The organism is Kluyvera sp. Awk 3 (assembly GCF_028069715.1).
Classification (GTDB): domain Bacteria; phylum Pseudomonadota; class Gammaproteobacteria; order Enterobacterales; family Enterobacteriaceae; genus Kluyvera; species Kluyvera georgiana_A.
Genome location: NZ_JANEWH010000285.1, coordinates 1 through 1,100, shown reverse-complemented (window position 1 = coordinate 1,100; position 1,100 = coordinate 1). Strand labels below are relative to the sequence as shown.

2 protein-coding genes are annotated in these 1,100 nt (G+C 39.8%); both read right to left on the bottom strand.

The annotated features are described in order from the left end of the window. On the bottom strand, positions 1-250 hold a 250-nt coding region (locus NNN71_RS24665; RefSeq protein WP_271459587.1), incomplete at its 3' end, for a hypothetical protein. Continuing rightward, positions 250-972, bottom strand: coding sequence for a winged helix-turn-helix domain-containing protein (locus tag NNN71_RS24660; protein ID WP_271459586.1), 723 nt, complete (start codon positions 970-972; stop codon positions 250-252). The genes NNN71_RS24660 and NNN71_RS24665, both read right to left, overlap by 1 nt. Positions 973-1,100 lie beyond the last annotated feature (128 nt).

The window sequence follows — 1,100 nt, the reverse complement described above, 5'->3', positions numbered from 1 at the left end:
GGTTGATCGTATATATATTGTTTTTGTTATGGATTTCACCCGATATATTGACTAATGCCTCTCCCTTCAGGGTGAACGTTACATTTTGAGTGAAATTTAAAAAGGGGCTATTTCCTTCGTGCGTTGAAAAAGACGCAGTTGAAGATGAACAAGTAAAACTGAGGTTATGCTGAAAATGCCAATACCCGAGAACTAAAAATATCGCCAGTAACGCGCCCACGGAAATAAATAAAATAGTAAACTTTTTCATTAACGTGTCCATGAGAAATAGTAAATATTTTGACAAGTGTTTCGGTTGTCGCTCCATTCAATACACCGACTGAATAATATCTTTGCTGGTTTATGTAAGTGTAGCGTTTCCTGGGCGTAAATATAGAAAGCAGTTGTTGCAGTACAAATTTGATTGTTTTTTTCCAGCGCTTCTTTCGCAACAGCAAAAATGGATGCATCTGTAACATCACTCTTTACCCCGGAAATATCATAAACAGGACATCCCTTCAACTCACCAATTTTTCGTGGAGTGATTTTTTTGGGTTGATCTGTATATAAAAACGAACCCAGGAAAATAACAACCAGAGTCATCACGGCCATAGCGTATTTTAACATATGAGGCAGGAGGTTTCGCTGATGGCGAATCTGCGTCGATACATCGATGTCTTTGCTCAGATAATATCCTGCCCGCGGTACAGTGACAATAATGTCCCCTTCACCGAGATACCCGGCTAAGGTTTTTCGCAGCTGACTGATGTACTGATTTAAAGTATTGGAAGAGGATATGATCCCTGCTTTTTCCCACACTTCCGTAAACAACGTATCTCGGGTTACCAATTCGCCGTGGTGTAGCACCAGGTGGTGCAGAATTTTACTGGCGATAATCGTCAGTTGTGTCGTCTCGTCCGCTTTACTATTGGTATGGCGCAATGTGCCGTTCACGGAATCATAGATCACCCTTTCATCAAAGGTATACAACATCGCTCGTCTCCTTTAATTGAGCATCTTTACATGATAGATCTTTCTTTTCTTCCTGTTCAGGTATGTCATACCGATTCAATTGTATAGTATATAAATCTATATTTCATGCTTTACACAATATTCATTCC